The sequence below is a fragment of the Haloferax sp. KTX1 genome (genome assembly GCF_902410085.1).
Taxonomy (GTDB): domain Archaea; phylum Halobacteriota; class Halobacteria; order Halobacteriales; family Haloferacaceae; genus Haloferax; species Haloferax massiliensis.
The window spans coordinates 1-397 of the sequence record NZ_CABPRH010000325.1; the positions used below are offsets into that span (position 1 = coordinate 1).

1 protein-coding gene is annotated in these 397 nt (G+C 62.2%); it reads right to left on the bottom strand.

The genetic code is table 11. The features are described from left to right. On the bottom strand, window positions 1-285 hold a 285-nt coding region (locus FY251_RS22035; protein WP_148417025.1), incomplete at its 3' end, for an FUN14 domain-containing protein. Window positions 286-397: the final 112 nt, after the last annotated feature.

A 397-nucleotide genomic window follows, 5' to 3' on the forward strand; every position in this document is an offset into this window, starting at 1 on the left:
GAGCAGCGACGTGACCCAGGACGGCGGTTGCGCCGACGCCGCGTTCCCGGCGGTGCCGGTCGCGTTCTGTGCGGCCCCGCCTATCGCGTCCCAGTTCACCTGGAGGATGCCACGCGTCTCGAGGAACTTGAACAGTGCCAGCTCGATGCCGATGATGACGGCAATGAGCTTTGCGACCTTCTTGGCGGCGAACCCGATGATCCCGCCGATAAGGCCGCCACCACCGAATTCGAGGCCCATCTGCTGGAGGCCCAACCCATCTAGTTGGAGTACGAACTCACCCATACAGCGTACCTGACCGCCTGTTTTTAAATCCTTTGTGCTCCCTCTGGCGCTTTCCCTTTTACACAGCCTCCGCCACAGGAACGGGGGTCGTTGCTACCGGGGTGTCCCAAAG